This is a genomic window from Bacillus sp. FJAT-26390 (assembly GCF_001682865.1).
GTDB lineage: Bacteria > Bacillota > Bacilli > Paenibacillales > Paenibacillaceae > Pristimantibacillus.
This window is the reverse complement of the sequence record NZ_MAQX01000002.1, coordinates 69658-89479: the sequence shown is the minus strand read 5'-3', so window position 1 is coordinate 89479 and position 19822 is coordinate 69658. Positions and strand designations below refer to the sequence as shown.

Sequence of the window (19822 nt, the reverse complement as noted above, 5' to 3'; positions counted from 1 at the left end):
GTCCTCTGCATAAGAAGACGATAAAGTCGTTTTTTTTGTAAAGCCGTATGCTGCATTAATTGCCGGCACGAATTCGTTTACGCTCCGCTTGCTCCCACCGGCGCAGCATGGGATAGGGGTCGAACGACCACTCAATGAGGCCGCGGTCGCTGTATACGCCATAGTGGAGATGCGGGGGGAATTTGCCAGAGGTTCCCGGCTTGCCGTACCCGGAGCTGCCGACCCAGCCTACGACCTGACCGGGTTTGACCACATCGCCGATATTGACGGTTTTGTCGTAGCCGGACAGATGCGCGTAATAATGGTAAAAGTTGTTCAGGTCACGAATGCCGATACGCCAGCCCCCGTAAGGATTCCAGCCCTTTACTTCAACGATGCCGTAGCAGGTGCTTCGGACAGGAGTGCCATGATTGGCGAAAATATCGGTTCCCTCATGGGTTCGTCTTCCCCCCCAGCTTCGGCCGGTTCCCCAGGTGCTGTTATAGGCATAGTTGTTGCCTACCGGGAGGGGAAAGGCGTGCTCGAATAGGTCAAGATTTCCAAACGCTGCATAAATGCGGGCAAACTGCTGAATGCGCTGTACAGAACGATTATTTTGATAATATTCCCAAAGTCCGATTGCAAAGTCATCCTCTGAGACTCCATAGGAAGCAACGCGTCTTACAAGCGAGTAGAGCAAATCAACATCGCTCGTTCGCTCGGCTTGGCCGTTGCCGTCTCCATCTTGCCCGATACCGTTAAAGAAACGAATCGAGGCAGGCGAGCTGTCCTCTGTATTTGGATTAAGCGGGCCGACCCAGTTCTCTTGATCGATAAATACGCCTACGGTGCTGCCAAGCATTGGACGAGCCTTGGGCCGAACCTTAGACATGGACCGCTCATACTGATCGATTGCCGCAATCCAGTTCCATGGAATTTCGGTAAACAAACTTAATTTTTCATACAAGCCTCTCCTAGCCGCAAGAGGATCGGGTTCGGCTGCTGCCGCTTGCTCATTTTCCGCCTGATTCTGCGGTTTGGTGGCTGATGATGCTTTTGCTTGATGACCGCCAGGGAAGACAATGAGCATGGAAGCAGCAGTTATGGCTGCGACAATAGAAATAGTCAGTTTCAAACGTCTCACCCTTCCAAAAGCATGACGGATATGACGTTATAATTTGCAAATCATTGGTTTTTATTCGTTCAGGGCGATATATGAGCTTGTTTATTTAATTTTGAGTGTGCAGCGAGATGCTGGAGGGATGGTCCTCTGAAGCGGGCGTACAGCCTTTTAACGTTCCATAGCCAGGAGAATCAGGAATGAAGTCGTAAACACAAATTTCTATCCGCACTTGATATTGTGATCGTAAGGAAACGAATAGCTGAGAAAGTGCTTTTTTTTTTCGAAACATGTTATAATAACCCCATGAGTTTACGAATTATAAATGAACTTGAAAGCAGGTAAACCCCATGAAACAGCAAGAAACACTTAAAAAGCCGGATTGGCTTCGAATAAAATTAGCGACAGACGGCAACTTTGCCGAAATTAAAAATATGATGCGCTCCAAGACGTTACATACTGTATGCGAGGAAGCGCGCTGTCCAAACATCTATGAGTGCTGGGCTAACCGCACGGCTACCTTTATGATTTTGGGCGATATTTGTACGCGTGCCTGCCGGTTCTGCGCAGTTAAGACCGGCATGCCGACCGAACTTGATTTGGACGAACCAGAACGCGTCGCGGAAGCTGCTGAGCAAATGGGTCTGCAGCACTGCGTAGTTACTTCGGTAGCGCGCGATGATCTTAAGGATGGCGGAGCTTCTATTTTTGCCGCTACAGTACATGCGATTCGCAAACGGATGCCGTTTTGCCGCGTAGAGGTGCTTATTCCTGATTTCCTAGGCAATAAAGACGCGCTTCAAATTGTAATGGATGCTAATCCGGACATACTGAATCATAACGTAGAAACAGTGGAGAGGCTTTCGGATCGCGTTCGCGCGAGAGCGAAATACAGCCGTACGATGGAGCTTCTAAAACGGGCAAAAGAAATGAAACCGAAGATTCCAACCAAATCAAGCATCATGCTTGGCGTGGGCGAGGAATGGGACGAAATTTTGCAGACGATGGATGATCTTCGCGCCAACGACGTCAATATTTTGACATTAGGTCAATATTTGCAGCCAACGCCTAAGCATATGCCGATCGTACGTTATGTCCACCCAGATGAATTTGCAAAATTAAAAGAAGAAGGGCTGAAGCGCGGTTTCAGACACGTAGAATCCGCACCGCTAGTACGCAGCTCTTACCATGCGCATGAGCAAACCGATTCGGCACACGCAGCGATCGCTGCAGAAACCGTAGAAGCGGGATTTGACCGGGAGATTTCCACCGGTGCTTGCTCGAGCAGCATGTAACTGACGCTCAAGATGAGGTGGAGAACATGGCTTTAATTCATATCGGCGGAAAATCATACGAAATTGTTCAAGAAAATCGAAACGGCTGGAATCCAGAAGCTTTTCGCGATCGGTACAGCGAGGTGCTCGAGCGCTACGATTTTATCGTAGGCGACTGGGGTTATAGCCAGCTTAGGCTGAAGGGCTTTTTCCGCGATAATCATCAGAAGGCTACGAAGGAGAGCAATCTCTCCGGCATGCCGGATTATATTAATGAATATTGCAATTTTGGCTGCGCATATTTCATTCTCGAAAAAACGCAAAGCACAAAGCGGGAGCCAGACGATTATGATTTGGACGCGGACGATCAGCGGCCTCGTATAGAAGCTGCAGATCTGCTTGCTGCTGCAGCTGGTTTAGTAGAGGTTTCCGAGGGCGCGGATGCAGACGATGATGAGGTTGCGAGCGCGAAGGAAGCTGTTTCTGCGCCATCGCATGAAAGACATAATCGGAACCATACCCACAGCCGAGAAAATCGCCATAGAAGCTCTAACCGCAGCAATAATGAAAGCAAATCCGGCAGCGACAGCTCGACTGCCGGCGAAGGCCGAAATAGCGGTGAGCAGCAAGGCGGCAAGCGTGAGCAACAGCAGCAGCGCAAGGGCGGATTTAAGGGCAACGACAATCGTGGCAAAAAACCGTTCCGTCTTGCAGCCAGTGAAACAGCGGCCGCTTCCACCGAAACGAGCCGACCAAACAAAAAAGACACGGAGCGCCTGTAACAGGCGCTGTCGTGTCTTTTTTTGTTTGTTTGGTTTTACCGGCTTATCGTACGTCGTACCCGAGGAAAGCCTCGCGGACCCGGTTCCAGAAAGGAAAAGGGCGATACCGGGCAAAGCTGACCTTTCGGCTGGACACGCTGCAGCGGATCGAGCGGATGTCGCTGCGCATGATGCTGATATGATCAATGGTGAGCTGCAGCCGCTGTTCTTTTTTGGAGATGATATCGCAATGATGATGCTGCGGCAGCAGTACCGAAGAGCCAAGCGTACGATAAACGCGATTGTTGATGGATGCGATTTCTGCGATTTGCAAAGATTCAATGGACGGATGAACGATGGCTCCGCCTAAGCTTTTGTTATACGCGGTGCTGCCCGAAGGGGTGGAGATTACGATACCGTCACCTCGGAACATTTCGAACATTTCGTCATTGATATTAATTTGGGCAACCAAAGTTCCGTCGACACCTTTGAGGGTGAACTCATTTAATGATAAGTAATGACGGGATTCAGTCGGCGTCTCAAGCTCGATCTCGGCAAGCGGGTACCTTACTATTCTAGGTGTTTCCTCGGCCATCATAGCAACTAGATCCTCAAGCTCGTCTGCCTGCCAATCGGCATAGAAGCCGAGATGTCCGGTGTGTATGCCAACAAACGCAACATTCGTAATTTGATCGACATATTTATGAAAAGCCAGCAGAAGCGTACCGTCTCCACCGATGGAAATGACGATTTCTGGCGTTTCATCGTTTCGCTTGAAGCCGCGCTCAGCAGCTAGGATGTGAAATTTCTCCGCTAACGATTTGGATAAAGCATCGCCTCGATCAATAACCGCATACTTCAAAGGTAAATCTCCTTCCGATCTCCATAGTACTTAAGATGATAAAGGAAATTGCCTTTAAATTCAATGAGTCGCGGCGCTGTCATAAAGCATTGCGGCGAATTAAGGGGCCATCCAGCCCCAAAGCAAGTAGACAAGCGCCATGGCGATAAATCCATGGAGCAATCTGGCGAGCATCAAGGGACGGTAGCGCATATCCGTTTTGCTCAGCAGGCTCGCGATTTGAGCGTGGACCGATATGCCGCCCCAAGACAACACCCAGGCAGCAATTGCGGCTTGGTGCATGAGCCCTGTACCGGCTGTTCCGGCAGCCCGCGCGCCGAGCGTCACCTCGAACAAGCCGTATATGCCGGCATCCGCCAGCTTCTCCGGCAATCCGATTGCGTTGAATAAATAACGGAGCGCCTCAATCATCGCCTCAACGATCCCCGCATGCGTCAGCATCTCCATGACGACGGAGAAAAAGACGACCAGGCCGCCCACGACAATCATAAGCTTAAGCGCTGACTGGATGGCATCCTGCAGCAGCCTTCCGAGTCCGCGCCCGTCAAGCAAGCGTGCATCATGCATCGCTTTGAGCGCTTCGGCGATTCGCGAAGGTCGGCGTTTTCTTGCTTCGCCAGCGACAGCCCGATTTTTATCGGCAGAGGAAGGCGGTGCATGACGGTCGTGGAATCGCATGAGGAGGCCGATAATAAGCCCGCCGCCATAATGGGCTGCTGCCAGCACAGGCGCGAGCGCTACATTTTGGAAGAAACCTATCGATACGGCTCCTATTAGAAAAATAGGGTCAGATGTCGTTGTAAAAGCGACAAGCCGCTCTCCTTCTGCACGATTGACGAGCCGCTGCTCCCACAGCTGAGCCGTTAGCCTTGCTCCTACTGGATATCCGGATATATAACCCATCGTGATGACGAAGCCGCCAATGCCGGGAAGCCGAAATAAAGGTCTCATTAACGGATCGAGCAGTTTACCGAAGAAATGCACGATACCGATGCCGAGCAGCAGCTCCGAAATGACGAAGAAAGGAAATAATGCCGGGAAAAGCACCTGCCACCAGATCGAGAGCCCCCGCAAGGAGGAATGCAGCGTTTCTGTCGGAAAGACGGTCATTAGAAGCACGATAAGAAGAGCGCCAAAGGCGGTAATGGATAACGGATGGACGAACGAGCGCAGCAATAAGACCGCCTCCTGCTATTGTTGGGATGGCATTTATGCAGCAGAATGCCGATGATGTACAAACCCCTCCTACACGTATATGTCGGAACTGGGACATCCATCACTTGAACGAAATTAAAAATAATTAGGAAACCTAAAGAAAACGCTTCCAAAAAGCTGGATTCCTTTTTTTTTTATGGTACAATGGAATTACCTTTGAAATGGTTGGAGTGATGAGTATGAGTATAATCGCTGGCATCTTGGTATGTGCTTTCGTCTATGTCATTCGAGAATCTCTTACAGCGCCTGGGGAAGAAGACTATGAGGGTTAATAGGTAATAAGTTCTATATGACTAGGTCCGCATGGATGCGATGCGGGCTTTTTTTTGTTCCCTGGAAAATTATTTATATGATATAATACTAAATACCTACAAGATGGAGATGAAATTGACGATGAATAGGAATATAAGCCTTTATGAAGCGTTAGGCGGGGCTGAGACTTTAAGGCTAATTGTGGAATCATTTTATCCGAAGGTACAAGCCCATCCATTAATTGGGCCTTTGTTCCCGCAAGACATTGATCCAGTTATTGAGAAGCAATATTTATTTTTGACCCAGTTCTTTGGAGGCCCATCTTTATACTCAGACGAGTATGGACATCCGATGATGCGCGCAAGACATTTGCCCTTCCCTATTACCCCGGAGCGTGCGCTAGCATGGCTTGACTGCATGCGCAGAGCGCTGCAAGAGGTAGGAATAGATGAAGAGCTTCAAATAATCGTTATCGACAGACTATCCGGACCAGCACATCATTTTGTTAACACATCTGAAGAGGAGACGTGATCGTATGGAACCACTATACCAATCAAAAATCGAATGCATCTGCTGTGAAAATACGTTTATGACATCGCGAGTTAGACCCAGCTTCAAAAGAGCGGCAAGAACGGACTCTGACTTTTGCGGTTATTATAAATCTGAGGTGAATCCTGATTACTATGTCGTTAGGATTTGCCCGTATTGCGGCTTTGCATCGACTGAGAATGGTATGGGTCGGTTAAACGATCAACAAAAAAAGCAGTATCAAGATAAAATCGGCAAGCGTTGGCAAAAGCAAGAATACGGCGGCGAGCGCAGTGCGAGTCAGGCGATGGCGAGCTACAAGCTCGCCCTGCTCTCCGCGCAAGCGATTGGCGAGAAGGATCGTGTGATTGCGGGGATTTTGCATCACATTGCTTGGTTGTACCGGTACGAAGCGAACCACAATGATGAGAAAAGGTTTCTTCGGTTTGCATTGCAGGCGTACATACGGGTTTATGAGGCAGAGGGCGTTGCGCTTAACAATGCAAAGCTCATGTATTTGATTGGGGAGCTGAGCCGTCGAATCGGGGAGTTAAACGATGCTGTTCGGTGGTTCTCCCGCGTAGTGAACGATAAGAAAATCGTCGATGCCGCGATGATTCGCGCAAGCCGCGAGCAATGGCAGCTTATCCGCGAGGATATGGAAGCCGGATCGAAAAACGCATCCGGCGACACATCTCTAAGCGATATCGATGCTTTGACTGAACAATCGATCTCTACTTCGGCTTAGTGAGTTTTCTTCCTAAGAACGCGGTCTGTCAGCAAGTAATCCCGGTCTGCGTCAACAAGGGTCACTTTATTGTGGCAGCAAGGAAAGACGAGCAGCCGCTTCATGCCGTCTTGAATGTCCTGCAGCTCTGCCGGCTTGACAGGGAGCAGCACATTTTCCGCTTGGCAGAAGGGACAGCTTGCTACGTAAAGATCACCCATTAGAATGTCATAAGGCCATGCTTTTTCGAACGGAATCATGATTTTTGATCGCTATCGGGTGCAGCGGGCGCATCGCTCTTAGCAAGCTCAGCCAGCTTCTGCAGCAAAATGTGACGAGGCATATGCATCAAATGCTCGATCGGCACGCCAAGCTGCTCGGAGAGCTTAATAGCTGTATCGGCCGAAATTTGCAACGGTTTAGACATGGTGTAATTCCTCCAATCTGGATATAATTAAGTTATACACCGCCGAGAAGGTTTGCGCAAATAAAACGCGGCCGCTTCTCGGCTTTTTTTATGGAAGAAAGGATGAAAGCAGATGAATAAGGGATACCCGCAAAGCTGGGATTTAGACGTATTTTATGAGGGAGGCTCAAGCTCGCCTGCTTTCTTGCAGGAGCTAAAGGGAATGGACGAGGACATTTCGAAGCTGGATGCTGCGCTTGCGAAGGAAGCGGACACGGCTGCATCCGACATCGCGTCGATGACAGAATTGCTGCAAAGCGTCTTAATCCGGCTTCGCCAATCGGAGTCATTCGTATCTTGTTTGCTCGCTCAAAATATTCGGGACTCCGCAGCCAGCGCACGCAACGACAATGTGAAAACATTATCCGCAAAGTTTCTAGGCGTACTGACCCGGTTCGATAATAGACTGCGCGGGTTCGATGACAATGAATGGTCTGCGCTGCTTGAGAACGAGAAGCTAGCCGAGGTTGCTTTCAACCTAAACGAACGACGGGAGCTTGCGAAGAAGAAGATGGCTCCTGAGCTGGAGGCGCTGGCAGAGGATTTGGCTGTAGACGGCTATCATGGCTGGGGCGACTATTATAATGTCATTGTGTCGCGCGCGAAATTTACCGATATCGGCAAGGACGGCTTGAAACATATTTTATCCGCAGGCCAAATGCAAAACCGTCTATCCGACGGGGATCGCGAGGTTCGCCAAACGGCATTCGCAGAATGGGAGCGCGAGTGGTCGGAGCAGGCTGACTTGTGCGCCGAGACGCTGAACCGGATATCAGGCTTTCGTTTGAAGCTGTATGAGAAGCGCGGCTGGGAATCGGTTCTGCAGGATCCTCTGCAAATTAACCGGATGAGCGAGGCAACGCTGCAGGCGATGTGGGCTGCGATTCAAGAGGGCAAGCAGGTGCTTGTTGCCTACCTAGAGCGCAAAGCAAAGCTGCTTGGCTTAGAAAAGCTTGACTGGCATGATGTAGAAGCGCCGATCGGCTCTGCAACAAAGACGATTCCATACGACGAAGCGGCGGCTTTTATCGTAGAGCAATTCCGAACGTTCAGCCCTGATCTTGCCGACTTCTCGGAGCTTGCGTTCCGCGAGGGCTGGATAGAGGCCGAGGATCGTCCCGGCAAGCGTCCCGGCGGCTTCTGCACGTCGTTTCCGAAGAGCGGCCAAACCCGTATTTTCATGACTTTTTCGGGCACAGCTTCGAATATTTCTACGCTGGCGCATGAGCTAGGCCATGCTTATCACCAGCATGTGATGAACGACTTGCCAGCTTTGTCGCAAGAGTACGCGATGAATGTGGCGGAGACGGCATCTACTTTCGCAGAGCTAATCGTATCTGACCGTGCGTTTAATGCTGCCGTTGAACCTGAGGAGAAGCTTGGACTGCTTGAAGACAAAATTCAGCGTTCAGTGGCTTTCTTTATGAACATTCATGCTCGTTTCTTATTCGAGACACGGTTCTATGCGCGCCGCAAAGAGGGTCTAGTGTCTGTAGAAGAGCTGAACACATTGATGGAAGAAGCGCAGCGCGAAGCTTATTGCGATCTGCTAGGGGAGGTTCATCCCCATTTCTGGGCATCCAAAATGCATTTCTACTTTACGGACGTCCCTTTCTATAACTTCCCTTATACGTTCGGTTATTTATTCAGCGCGGGCATTTATGCGAAAGCGCTGAAGGAAGGCCCGGAGTTTAAGGATCAGTATGTCGCATTGCTGCGAGATACCGGCCGGATGGGCGTCGAGCAGCTGGCTAACGAGCATCTTGGCGTAAATGTGGAAGAGATCGATTTTTGGCGCGATGCGGTTGCATTGACTGCCATTGATGTGGGTCAGTTTATTGAAATGACGAACGAATAAGGTTAATGGATAAGATGAGCGGTCTGAGCTATAGATTATTTAAGGCTCGGACAGATAGAATTAAAAAAACGAGAAGACATCCACCGGACAGCCGGAGACAAGCGCAAGCCTATGTCTCTGGCTATTTTTTTTCGAACAATATTATAATAAGCATATCTGAAATTGTAGACCTATCATGGAGAGGCGGAATGAAATTGACAGAATTGAAGATCGATCAAGCGAGCGTAATCGGATTTATCGGGACAGGCATTATGGGGGAAAGCATGGCGGGGCATTTGCTAGCCGCAGGTTATAAGGTGAACGTATACAATCGCACGAAGTCAAGAGCAGATAACTTGGTTTCAAGAGGTGCCTTATGGCAAGATACGCCCCAATTAGTTGCTGAGCAATCAGATGTAATCATTACGATGCTCGGCTATCCTGCCGACGTAGAAGAGGTTTACTTTGGAGAAGCGGGCTTATTGCAAAATGTTAAGCCGAATCGTCTGCTGATCGATATGACGACTTCAAGTCCATCGCTTGCTAAACGCATCGAGCAGGAGGCAAGTGAAAGAGGGCTTGCGGCGGTTGACGCTCCTGTATCTGGAGGGGATATCGGCGCCAAGGAGGCTAGGCTTTCGATTATGGCCGGCGGTACGGAGGAAGCCTTTGAAGCGGCCTTGCCGCTGTTTTTGCTTATGGGCAAAAATATCGTACATCAGGGAGCAGCGGGCTCCGGCCAATTTACGAAAATGTGCAATCAGATTGCGATCGCATCCAATATGATCGGCGTAAGCGAAGCGCTCGCATACGCGAAGCGTGCGGGATTGGAGCAGAGCAAGGTGCTAAAGAGCATCGAAGCTGGCGCGGCAGGCAGCTGGTCATTGTCGAATCTGGGTCCGCGCATCATAAACGGAGATTTTGCACCTGGGTTTTATGTGAAGCATTTCATGAAGGATATCAAAATTGCGATAGAATCGGCAGATGAACTTGGGCTGCCCTTGCCTGGCCTGGCTCTCGCACGCTCTTTATATGAGCAGGTTATTGCGAATGGAGAAGAGAACAACGGCACGCAAGCGTTGTACAAAGTGATATTCGGCGAATAAAACGACTATTTATTGTGCGTAATGCGTTAATATGATATATTATTTTTTGAATAGTGGTACTATATAACTTAAATATGACTCATATACAGGTAGGGGGAGAGTACGATTCAGTTATCCTCACGGCAATTGGAGCTTCTTGAGCTCGTGAAGAGGCATGCGCCGATTACCGGTGAACAGCTTGCGGAGTATCTAGGTGTCAGCAGGCCGACGCTGCGCTCGGATTTATCGCTGCTTGTCATGCTCGGACTGCTTGACGCGAAGCCTAAGGTAGGTTATTTCCTCGGCAACACCTATCGTTCGAGCAGCGAGCCTTTGCAGCAATTCAACAATATGAAGGTAAGAGAGGTGCAAGGGGTTCCCGTAAATGTGCCCGATTCTTTGTCCGTGCATGATGCCGTCATCACGCTGTTCACCGAGAATGCAGACACTCTTCTAGTCGTTAACGATCAGAAGCGGTTTGTTGGAATCGTAACGCCTAAGGATTTGCTCAAAATAACGCTAGGAAACGCTGGCGCTTCAGCCATCCCTGTCAGTATGGTGATGACCCGTTATCCGAATATTGTGACGCTAATGCCCGATGAATCCGTCATGGAAGCGGTACGCAAAATGTCGCTCCATCAGGTGGATTGTTTGCCGGTCATTGTTCCTCGCGAGGAGCATCCGGCTGATCCGGAAGTAACCGGCTGGGTGTCAAAGTCGAACATTATACGCCTGATGGCGGACATCGCGATGGATAGGGAATTGGGGGAGCCAGAGTTATGACACAGCAAATTATTTATGTATGCTCCGATGCTGTCGGCGAAACGGCGGAAGCGGTAGCCAAGGCTACGTTGCGCCAATTTTCATCGGAGCATGTGAAAATTAAACGTTACGGACATCTGAGGTCTGAGGATGAAATATTGCGTATTATTGCAGAAGCGCTTAGCACAGGCGGTTTCATCAGCTACACATTGGTACAGCCGGAGCTTCGGGAGCTTATGAAGGAAGAGGCGCTAAGAGCCGGTGTACGAGCCGTAGATGTGATGGGGCCGATGATGCAGGCGTACGTGGATACATTCGGCAGCTTCCCTAAGCGGGAGCCGGGGCTGCTGCATTCGATTGACGATGCCTATCATCGCCGTATGGATGCTATCGAGTTTGCAGTTAAATACGATGACGGCAAGGATGCGCGGGGCTTTGTGCAGGCGCAGGTAGTCTTAATTGGCGTGTCGCGGACGTCGAAGACGCCGCTTAGCATATTTTTGTCACACAAAGGCATTAAGACGGCCAACCTGCCGCTTATGCCTGAGGTTAATCCGCCTGAAGAGCTAAAGCCTGCTCCCGGACGGCTGATCATTGGACTTACGATGCAAGCAGAGCATCTGCTTGAAATCCGTTCTGAACGATTGAAAACGCTGGGCCTTCCAGCATCCGCACAATATGCGACGAGAGAGCGAATTGAAGAAGAGCTTCAATATGCGGAATCCGTCATGAAATCATTAAATTGTCCCGTTATCGATGTCACGAATCGCGCAATTGAGGAAACAGCCGGAATTATAACTGAATGGCTTAACAAATAATTGGCTATACCGATAGAGACAAGGGGGAATCTAAATGGATAGAACGTTTGTAATGGTGAAGCCGGATGGATATGCTCGTGGTTTGGTTGGTCGTATTGTCAGTCGATTTGAAGAAAAGGGCTTTACACTCATAGATGCGAGGGTTATGCGGCTGTCAAGAGAGCATGCCGAGGAGCATTATGAGCATTTGCGCTCAAAGGTGTTTTTTGACGAATTGGTTGATTTTATCGTTTCAGGCCCTATTTTTGCGATGATCTGGGAAGGCAATGACGCGATCAAAAACGCGCGTGCGTTAATTGGCGCGACGAATCCGTCAGAAGCGCTTGCAGGGACGATCCGCGGTGATTTTGCGCTCGATGTAGCAAGCAATATTATCCACGGATCAGACTCTGCCGAGAATGCGGAACGTGAAATCAGCCGATTTTTCCGATAGGCAAAGGTAGATGACCGGGAAAGGAATTTTTCTTGGATACATCTAATTGCCGCTATCGGGATTGAGAAGTTTATGAGCAACTGAGGCAAATAGAAGTAAATTGGCAGGTTGACGGATGGAATCAGATTATGGTAAATTTTATACAAAGTTAACGATCAAACACGGAAGCACCGTATAAGGCCGCAGCTATCTGCGCCTTCGACGGTGCTTTTTTGTGTTTTCTTAACGGGAAGGGGGGACGCAGTTGGGCAAATATCAGCTGGCACTAGCGGTTCGTGAGCAAGAATACTTGAAGCGCCTGGCTGATTATATCCGGGACAGCAAGCTTGGCGAGCAGTGGCAGGTGACCGCGTTTACGAACGCGAACGCATGCAGGCATTATTTGAAACAGGGTTACAGAGTTGATTTGATTGCTGCGCAGCCCGATATGATTGAAGAATTGAAAGAAGAGCTTTCAAGCATACCGATTGTTGCGCTCGTATTAAAGCTAGGAGACAGCAGCGAGGAGAATGAGCTGCATCAATATCAGCCGCTTCCGCTGCTGTTGCAGCGCCTAATAGATATACATGCCCGTGCCGCTGTCCTTCCTGTCTATAAGGGAAGAGTCTCAGAGGCTGCTGCTGGCGTAAGAGTTATAACGGTTTATTCGGCAGCGGGCGGGACCGGAAAGACAGCTTTGGCGCTTCACTTGGCGCATGCTGCTAGCACGCACCGCTGCCGAACGTTTTATCTGAATCTTGAGAGGTGGAATACGTCTGAGATGTGGCTTGGATCACGGCGCCCTGGCAATGGCTCAAGTGGAGGAGAGGCAGTAAGCGAAGGATTATCCGAGCTATTGTATGGACTTAAAGCCCAGCCCGAGCAAGCGGTGAGCTGGCTCTTGGAGCATCGGAAGCGTGACCCCTTGCTGCAGGCTGATTATTTGGCAGCTTGTACGAATATGGAGGATCGAATGACGCTTAACGAGGAGGATGCTTTAGGTTTAGTGAAGGTCATCGAGCGGAGCGGACAATACGATCTTATCGTTATCGATTTGGAAAGCGGTTTGGATGAGCTGCACGCCGCCATTTTCGAAAGATCGAATCAGGTGCTTTGGTTATTGAATGATGAAGCATCCGTACGTAATAAGCATGCGATGGCCCTTCGTTACGGGGAGCAAAAGTGGGGCAGCAGATTTCACCGATTGTTCTCCAAATTCGTTGGCATAGCAGGAAAGGCTGAGATCCCCGTTAGCCAAGAAACGAATGGATTGGCATTTGCGCGGGTTCAGCTTCCAGAGATTCCGCAGTGGAGGGGAGCGGGCAACGCCACGCTGCTGTCGTCCCCGCAATATAGGGCGGCGGTAGATAAGCTATTTAAGCATCTCTGGCCGGAGGGAGGAGAGGGCAGTTGCTGAACGAGGAGACGGTGCTGAAGCTGCGCGACAAGGTGCGGGCGAAGATTGACTTCAGCGGCGCGCTGTCTGACGACAGCTTAATGCGAATGGCGGAAGAAACCGTATTCGAATGGTGCGAGCTTCATCCGCTTACTGCCTCAGGCAAGGTACAGCTGGTGCGCAGGCTGTTTCATTCGTTTCGAGGACTCGACATTTTGCAGCCGCTTATGGAAGATCCTTCGATCAGCGAAATTATGATCAACCACCATGCAGAAATCTTTGTTGAACGCAGAGGGCAAATGGCGCTGCTGCCGGTATCATTCGAGAGCAGAGAGAGGCTGGAGGATTTGATACAGACGGTCGTAGCCAGCGTGAACCGTGTCGTCAATGAGTCTTCTCCCATCGTTGATGCGCGTTTGAAGGACGGCTCCAGGGTACATGTCGTGCTTCCGCCGGTTGCGCTTAAAGGGCCCTGCATGACCATTCGAAAATTTCCTGAGCAGCCGCTTACGATGGAACAGCTTGTTTCAATAGGCTCCATATCGGCGGAGGCCGCGTCATTTCTTAAAGTGATGATCGCGGCGCAATACAATATTTTCATAAGCGGAGGTACGGGTACGGGCAAAACTACCTTTTTGAATGCCTTATCGCAGTTTATCGGACAGGATGAGCGAATTGTAACGATCGAAGATTCCGCGGAGCTGCAAATACGCACCGTTCCAAATTTAGTTTCGATGGAGACGAGAAACGCAAATACAGAGGGCAAAGGCGAGATAACGATCCGCGATCTCATTCGCGCATCGCTGAGGATGCGTCCTAGCCGAATCATTGTAGGGGAGGTGCGCGGCGGGGAGGCGCTTGATATGCTGCAAGCGCTAAACACCGGCCATTCGGGGAGCATGTCGACAGGCCATAGCAATGGGGCAAAGGATATGATGGCACGACTAGAGACGATGGTGCTTAGCGCTGCGGAATTGCCAGTGCAAGTCATCCGTCAGCAAATTGCGTCGGCCATCGATATTGTAATTCATATCTCGAGATTCCGGGATCGGTCGCGTAGAGTAACGGAAATATGCGAGGTTGTAGGCATGGAAGCTGGCGAGGTGCTGCTTAATCCGCTTTTCCTTTTTGAGGAGGAGGGGGAGAAGAACGGACTGGTGCTAGGCAGCCTTAAGCGAACTGCGAATTTAATCGTCCGAAATGACAAGCTAGCGATGGCTGGAAAGAGCATTGAAGGAGGAACGGCGATATGAACGGCCATAGAGGAGCAGGTGCGTTAAAGAACCGGCGCAGTCAACTTGGCGGGCGTTTGCAGCGGGCGCTTGAATGGTGCGGCTGGGAGAGTCATTCGATGCTAGCTCATATCAAGGCAGGCAGATCATTAACAAACTATGGACAGTATCACTTAACTCGGAGCCAGTTTGTAGTTGCTGCAGTAGCTGGAGCACTGCTGATTTATGGCGCAGTTTATTTATTTTATCATTCCATTTTCCTTTCGTTTATGCTCGCCAGTCTTGGAATAGCAGCCCCTAGATATAGGCGCAGATCGCTGCTGCAGCAGCGTAAAGAGCGGTTGAAGCTGCAGTTCAAGGAGGCATTGTTTTCTCTTACTTCCTCGCTCGCGGCAGGCCGTTCACTGGAAAATGCCTTTTTATCGACGCTAGATGATTTGAAGCTGCTTTATCCGGATCCGCGCACGGAGCTTTTGATCGAGTTCCAAATTGTACACTTTCGACTTGAGAATGCGGAACCTCTTGAATATGCGCTGCGCAACTTTGCGGACCGGGCAGGCATCGATGAAATCACGCAGTTTGTTGATGCTTTGGCGGCTTGCAAGCGCTCAGGAGGGGACCTGCTTGAGGTGATGAAACGAACCTCCGTTATTATCAGTGAAAAGCTGGGCACTGAGCAGGAGATAGCGGTCATGGTTGCACAGAAAAGGTTCGAGGGACGGATTATGATGGCGGTGCCCTTTTTTTTTCTCGCTTTTCTTGGCCTCGCAGCCCCCGATTACATGGCTCCCCTCTATGGGGGAGTCGGATATTTATTGCTGACGGCAGCGTTGTTGCTTTTGATTTTATGCTTTTGGACGATGGCGAAAATAATGAGCATTCAGATGTAACCGATAGGGAGGGAGGCGAATGGCTGCAGCGATTGCCGCTGTTGGGTTATCCGCGATATGGATCTATTTCGTTGGAAGAGCGGCGCTTTATGCGATTTGGCTTCGTCTTGCGGGCAGGAAGAGGCGGGCAAGTCTAGCGGAGCAGCAGCAGCTTAAGCAGCTCTGCTTAATCCATCCATTTATGCTCTTGCTAGAGCGGCTTCGACTATTCGATTCCCTGCAGCTGCCAATAAGCAGCTATCATATGAAGCTGCTTCTATTGATGGAAAGCGATTGGACGATTGAGCGGACGAAAGCGGAGATGGCAGCGGCTTTCGGGACGGGGTACGCAGCCTTAACGGTCTGTGCATGGCTTAGCCTGATCGGACAAGAGCCGGTGCTGCTTGCGATGGGAGCCGTGTTCGGAATCGTGCTCACGATACGTCCATTCGTTGAAGCAGGAAGGCGAGTAGAGCGGCGCAAGCAGCAGATGATTACCGAGCTTCCGGACATGCTGAGCAAACTGATGCTGCTTGTAGGAGCCGGGGAGACTGTTCAGCAAGCATTGGCGAGATGCTTGGAAGGAAAGGAACTGAGGGAGCATCCCCTTTACAAGGAGTGGGGAGATGTAGTGTCAGCGCTTCGCAATGGCCAAACCTTCAGCTCAGCAATAGAAAAGTTTAACCGACGATGTGCCGTACAGGAGGTATCCATTTTTACGACGGTGCTGCTTCTAAATTATCGCCGAGGCGGAGAACATTTTGTACTTGCTCTGCGAGAGCTCTCCTATACGCTATGGGAGAAACGCAAAGCAATCGCCAGGTCGCGTGGGGAGGAAGCATCGTCGAAGCTTGTTTTCCCCCTCGTAGGCATATTGCTTGTGCTTATGATTTTGGTAGCTGCGCCTGCTGTTCTGCTTATGTCTTAACCAAAAACAGAGAGGAAGATTAACGATGAAAAAAAGAGGACAAGCGATTCGGTCGTTTTGGGCAGAGGAAGACGGTTTGGGGACGTTAGAAATTATTTTGATTATAGCAGTCGTTATTATTATTGCGCTGCTGTTCAAGGATTGGATTATTGAGCTGATAGAACGTTTAATGGGCAAAGCGGATGATGAAGCGGACAAAATTTTTAGTTAGCAGGTGATGCTAGTGAGCCGGATAAGAATGAGGGCACGGCTGCTAGATTGGCTGAAGCGGGAGCAGGGCAGCTTTACGTTAGAATCGACCATTGTTTTTCCAATGCTGCTGGGGCTCATCTTACTTTTTATTTTGTTCGGCATGTATATGTATCAAAAGGTCGTTTTGTATTACGCAGCCTCGGCTAGCGCAGAACGTGCAGCATTTGGTTGGGATAATAGCTATCGAGAGGCAAGAAACGGCATGCTTTCGGAACTGAGTTACGACGGCTTGTATTGGCGGATTGGCGAGGATGAACGGCTCAAGAGCCTGTTCGGAACGGGTGGAGAGAAGACGGACGCAGCAGTCAGGATTCCACCTCAGAGCTCAGATGAAGCAAGCGAGAACGCTTTGCCCGTGCGGAAAATGGAGCAATCTGTCAGGTGGATCGGACAAGCTGGCCTTTCCTACGAAGGTCAAATGAGCTACTTTGGCGGTGTCCTAAAAAGAGTGATCGAAGTGAAGCTGAAGTCCCCCTTTTCTAATCGATCGGTTGAGAAAAGCTGGTTGAGGCGAGAGGCAATGACGGTAACGTCTGCAGCTATTGTTGATCCCGTTGAATTTATTAGAAGCGTTGATCTCGTTCGCTATTATACAAAGAAGTTTGCCGATGGGACAGGCGGAGCGAGGTCGCAGGCAGGAGAAGTTTTGGCTCCCTACAAAGAGACTAAAGTGCGGAAGCCCTGATCAAGGCTGAGCAGCCCAAAACGAATAGAAGATGAGGGGGAAGAGCAGCTGTGAATAGGGATACTATCGGAAAAATCTGGCACAAAAGCTGCAAAAATAGCCTTCTGTTTCGAGAGGACGGAGCAGTGACGATATTTTCGGTTATCGTATTATCCGCGCTGCTGCTTTTTTTTTCTTTGCTCATTGATTATGCCCGGATTGCAGCTTTGCATAAGCTTACCGAAGATGCTGTCCGCTCTAGTGTTCGATCCGTGCTCTCTGCCTATGATTCTGCCCTGTATGAGAGATATGGACTGTTCGGGCGCGGCGGTACAGAGGGGGGAGCGCTCTTCTCGCAGGCGATGACAGCTAATACAGAAGGACCTATTGGCTCGAATAAACAGGGGATGAAGCTGGTTCGTATGAAGGTGGAGTCATCTGAGCTGCATGCAGCCTCATTTTTAGGAAGGCATGAGGTGTTTGGCAGACAGGTGCTGGAGGAGATGAAGTATAAGGCTCCGATTGATTTTACGCTGGAGCTTGCTGCGAGGTTTGCTCCGATGGCAGGGGCGATGAAGGAGGCATCCGTTGCCGTCAATCTGCTGGAGCAAATGCGCAAGCTCTATGAGAAACGAGAAGCCCATCTTGCCAGAGTGCTGATGTTGCAAGAGCAATCGGCCAAAACGGTAGGGGAAAGCGGAATTGCGGCGATGATTCCTGTTCAGACGGGAGGCATGACTGCTGGTGCAGAGTCTGCTCTTCGTATCGCTAGTGAATACGAAGAATATGCCGAGATGGTCATCCATGATCAAATGCTGCCAGCTGGAGAGAAAGCCAAATATACGAATGAGATTAAACAATATGAGGATAAAGTCAGATCTTTTGTGGCTGAACTTCGCCGAGCGAGCGTTGGAATGATGAAGCATCATGTAGAGCTGCATGGTGATGCCATTCAAGAGCTGGAAGCTGCACGATTGCGCAATGAGGACATGCTGAGGCTTGCCGAGCAAGCGAAGCAACAGTCCAATTTTTCTGACTATGACGCAGTGTCCGGGCGAAGTATAACGGGCTCGGAGCCATATCAGGTTCCAGCGAACAGCGCCTCTGATATTAAGCAGGTAAAGGAAGCTGCAAATGAGCTTGTATTGCCTGATGGTTGGTTTGACGACTACAGGCAGGAGTTAGAAACACAAGGAACTACTGCAGCTGCCATTGCTATGGAGGCTGGCGGTTTTCAAACAAGCAGCTTAGCTTCCTTGGCAAAGCCGATTACAAGCAGTGCCTCTGGCGTATTGTTAGAGAGCGTTACGAGCCTGCGGCTTGCATATGGTGCCTATGAAGAGAAATACATTCACTCTGCCGGCATTATTGGCAGTCGAAAGCAGGCGCTTGAGCAAGGCAACATAAAAGCACAGCTCAAGCAGCAGGAGGAGCAAGCGGGATCGCTGTGGAAGAGGGCACGCAGCATGCTTCACGGCATCACTGCTATCCCTCAGACAGAAGAGCATATAAAGATTTATGAGCAGGTTAAGAAGCGTTATAACGATAATCTATTGTTTAACCGGCAATCTGGCAAAGCGGCGGAGACCGCGGCTGAGGAAATAGGGAATGCCATGGATGCACATGAAGCTGGTGAACAATCGACTGCTGTGATGGACGGTTTATTTTCGGGTATGTCCGGCATGCTCGAGCGAACAAGAGATTCGTTTTATTTTGGGGAATATGTGATTAATCGATATTTGAGCTTTGCCCCGCAGCATTTGCGAGGGATGATGACGAATGGAAACGTATCCGAACTATCGCAAGCTGTTTCATTTAACAATCAGGAGGCCGAATATATCATTTATGGCTTTCACAATCCCATTGGAAACATAGCTGCCGCATATGGGGAGTTGTTTGCGGCTCGTCTAGCCATAAGGACGATGGAGGGGCTTATTGAAAGTAAATCGCTTGGCCACCCGCTGCTTATTTTGTCGGCAGCACTTATTTACGGCTTGGAGAAAACGATTGAGGATATGCTTGCCTTCACGGAGCGAGGCTCGGCACCTTTGTCTAAATATGTGAAAGTAGAGCTTAAGTACACCGATTATTTAAGGCTGTTTATACTCATGCACGGCGCTGAAGACGGGGCAAGCTTTGCCCGCATGATCGCGGTCATTGAACAGAATAGCGGAACGATACTATCGGCCGTTCCGAGCGGAGTAACAGGCGAGTCTAAAGTAACTACGCAGCTATGGTTTGTACCCGGCTTGATGCAGGTGCTGGGAAAGTTCGGGCTTTTGGAGGGAAAGGTTGTCGGCAATCGCTATGAGACGACGCAAACGATTGGTTGGTCCTATTAAATGCCGAGGCCGCAAAAATGACCAAGGTTCCATTGTTTTAG

Annotated in this window: 21 protein-coding genes; 16 read left to right on the top strand and 5 right to left on the bottom strand. The window is 49.9% G+C overall.

Annotation, left to right across the window (positions count from 1 at the left end; genetic code table 11):
- Positions 1 to 55: 55 nt before the first annotated feature.
- A complete protein-coding gene (locus A7975_RS08830) occupies positions 56 to 1069 on the bottom strand; it encodes a M23 family metallopeptidase (protein WP_082198099.1) in 1014 nt (337 codons plus the stop codon).
- A gap of 380 nt (positions 1070 to 1449) precedes the next feature.
- On the opposite strand from A7975_RS08830, the gene lipA reads away from it, so the two are divergent.
- A complete protein-coding gene (lipA, locus tag A7975_RS08825) occupies positions 1450 to 2394 on the top strand; it encodes a lipoyl synthase (protein WP_065384935.1) in 945 nt (314 codons plus the stop codon).
- 26 nt (positions 2395 to 2420) lie between these two features.
- The gene (locus A7975_RS32930) at positions 2421 to 3155 is read left to right on the top strand and encodes a YutD family protein (protein ID WP_082198098.1); all 735 of its coding nucleotides are present in this window, start codon (positions 2421 to 2423) and stop codon (positions 3153 to 3155) included.
- 43 nt (positions 3156 to 3198) lie between these two features.
- Here A7975_RS32930 and A7975_RS08815 read toward each other — a convergent pair whose 3' ends face one another.
- On the bottom strand, positions 3199 to 3996 hold the full coding sequence (locus tag A7975_RS08815; protein ID WP_065384934.1) for an NAD kinase: 798 nt from the start codon (positions 3994 to 3996) through the stop codon (positions 3199 to 3201).
- Positions 3997 to 4095: 99 nt separating this feature from the next.
- Positions 4096 to 5106 (bottom strand): sporulation integral membrane protein YlbJ, encoded by a 1011-nt coding sequence (ylbJ, locus tag A7975_RS08810; RefSeq protein ID WP_483295911.1) that lies wholly within the window; start codon positions 5104 to 5106, stop codon positions 4096 to 4098.
- Positions 5107 to 5604: 498 nt separating this feature from the next.
- Between ylbJ and A7975_RS08805 the strand changes: the two genes are divergently transcribed.
- Both A7975_RS08805 and A7975_RS08800 read left to right on the top strand, forming a co-directional pair.
- Positions 5605 to 5994 carry a globin domain-containing protein gene (locus A7975_RS08805; RefSeq protein WP_065384932.1) on the top strand — a complete coding sequence of 130 codons (390 nt, stop codon included), beginning with the start codon at positions 5605 to 5607 and terminating at the stop codon, positions 5992 to 5994.
- Positions 5995 to 5998: 4 nt separating this feature from the next.
- Positions 5999 to 6739: a DUF2225 domain-containing protein gene (locus A7975_RS08800; protein ID WP_141680252.1), complete on the top strand. Its 741-nt coding sequence runs from the start codon at positions 5999 to 6001 to the stop codon at positions 6737 to 6739.
- Here A7975_RS08800 and A7975_RS08795 read toward each other — a convergent pair.
- Together A7975_RS08795 and A7975_RS08790 are read right to left on the bottom strand one after the other, a co-directional pair.
- Positions 6736 to 6978, bottom strand: a complete 243-nt coding sequence (locus A7975_RS08795) for a hypothetical protein (protein WP_053374424.1) — start codon at positions 6976 to 6978, stop codon at positions 6736 to 6738. The genes A7975_RS08800 and A7975_RS08795 overlap by 4 nt on opposite strands.
- Entirely contained in the window at positions 6975 to 7145 is a 171-nt protein-coding gene (locus tag A7975_RS08790) for a YycC family protein (RefSeq protein WP_065384931.1), read from the bottom strand. Before A7975_RS08790 ends, A7975_RS08795 begins: the two co-directional genes overlap by 4 nt.
- 112 nt (positions 7146 to 7257) lie before the next feature.
- On the opposite strand from A7975_RS08790, the gene A7975_RS08785 reads away from it, so the two are divergent.
- The 12 genes from A7975_RS08785 to A7975_RS08730 all read left to right on the top strand — a co-directional run bounded on the left by A7975_RS08785 (position 7258) and on the right by A7975_RS08730 (position 19781).
- A complete protein-coding gene (locus A7975_RS08785; protein WP_065384930.1) occupies positions 7258 to 9042 on the top strand; it encodes a M3 family oligoendopeptidase in 1785 nt (594 codons plus the stop codon).
- Between the two features lie 188 nt (positions 9043 to 9230).
- Entirely contained in the window at positions 9231 to 10127 is an 897-nt protein-coding gene (locus A7975_RS08780; RefSeq protein WP_065384929.1) for an NAD(P)-dependent oxidoreductase, read from the top strand.
- A gap of 126 nt (positions 10128 to 10253) precedes the next feature.
- Positions 10254 to 10889, top strand: a complete 636-nt coding sequence (locus tag A7975_RS08775) for a CBS domain-containing protein (RefSeq protein ID WP_053374427.1) — start codon at positions 10254 to 10256, stop codon at positions 10887 to 10889.
- Positions 10886 to 11686: a pyruvate, water dikinase regulatory protein gene (locus A7975_RS08770; protein ID WP_053374428.1), complete on the top strand. Its 801-nt coding sequence runs from the start codon at positions 10886 to 10888 to the stop codon at positions 11684 to 11686. The genes A7975_RS08775 and A7975_RS08770 overlap by 4 nt, the downstream gene beginning before the upstream one ends.
- A gap of 34 nt (positions 11687 to 11720) precedes the next feature.
- Positions 11721 to 12119: a nucleoside-diphosphate kinase gene (gene ndk / locus A7975_RS08765; protein ID WP_053374429.1), complete on the top strand. Its 399-nt coding sequence runs from the start codon at positions 11721 to 11723 to the stop codon at positions 12117 to 12119.
- 244 nt (positions 12120 to 12363) lie between these two features.
- The gene (locus A7975_RS08760) at positions 12364 to 13515 is read left to right on the top strand and encodes a P-loop NTPase family protein (protein WP_065384928.1); all 1152 of its coding nucleotides are present in this window, start codon (positions 12364 to 12366) and stop codon (positions 13513 to 13515) included.
- On the top strand, positions 13512 to 14747 hold the full coding sequence (locus tag A7975_RS08755) for a TadA family conjugal transfer-associated ATPase (RefSeq protein ID WP_053377642.1): 1236 nt from the start codon (positions 13512 to 13514) through the stop codon (positions 14745 to 14747). The genes A7975_RS08760 and A7975_RS08755 overlap by 4 nt, the downstream gene beginning before the upstream one ends.
- Positions 14744 to 15616, top strand: a complete 873-nt coding sequence (locus tag A7975_RS08750; protein ID WP_082198090.1) for a type II secretion system F family protein — start codon at positions 14744 to 14746, stop codon at positions 15614 to 15616. Before A7975_RS08755 ends, A7975_RS08750 begins: the two co-directional genes overlap by 4 nt.
- 19 nt (positions 15617 to 15635) lie before the next feature.
- Complete coding sequence (locus tag A7975_RS08745) at positions 15636 to 16523, top strand: type II secretion system F family protein (protein WP_065384927.1); 888 nt, start codon at positions 15636 to 15638, stop codon at positions 16521 to 16523.
- A gap of 25 nt (positions 16524 to 16548) precedes the next feature.
- Positions 16549 to 16734 (top strand): Flp1 family type IVb pilin, encoded by a 186-nt coding sequence (locus tag A7975_RS08740; protein ID WP_053374433.1) that lies wholly within the window; start codon positions 16549 to 16551, stop codon positions 16732 to 16734.
- A gap of 12 nt (positions 16735 to 16746) precedes the next feature.
- Complete coding sequence (locus tag A7975_RS08735; RefSeq protein ID WP_176707700.1) at positions 16747 to 17460, top strand: TadE/TadG family type IV pilus assembly protein; 714 nt, start codon at positions 16747 to 16749, stop codon at positions 17458 to 17460.
- A gap of 125 nt (positions 17461 to 17585) precedes the next feature.
- Positions 17586 to 19781 (top strand): hypothetical protein, encoded by a 2196-nt coding sequence (locus A7975_RS08730; protein WP_141680251.1) that lies wholly within the window; start codon positions 17586 to 17588, stop codon positions 19779 to 19781.
- Positions 19782 to 19822 lie beyond the last annotated feature (41 nt).